The organism is Ruoffia sp. FAM 24228, assembly GCF_045528575.1.
In the GTDB taxonomy this organism is placed as follows: Bacteria; Bacillota; Bacilli; order Lactobacillales; family Aerococcaceae; genus Ruoffia; species Ruoffia halotolerans.
Window position 1 is genome coordinate 1 of record NZ_JBGQQZ010000176.1, and the last position, 255, is coordinate 255.

1 pseudogene is annotated in these 255 nt (G+C 41.6%); it reads left to right on the forward strand.

Annotated elements, in window-relative coordinates:
* Positions 1-255 (forward strand): annotated as a pseudogene (locus ACEN33_RS12555) (IS30 family transposase); the annotation flags it as partial.

A 255-nucleotide genomic window follows, 5' to 3' on the forward strand; every position in this document is an offset into this window, starting at 1 on the left:
AAACGTTCTAGAACACCTATTTATAACGTCATCAACTTCTTAAAAGAGGGCCATACCGCCATTGAGTATTACCAACAATATAAGAAAAACAAACAACGGTGTGGTAGATGTAAGTGTGTCCTTCCTGAAGACCAACAAGTCTACATTAAAGAAAAAGTCTCACAGGGCTGGACACCCGATGTCATTATCGGGCGTAAAGAAAAACCCATTGACTGTTCCATGCGGACGCTTTATCGGCGTTTCAAGGAAAAGGTG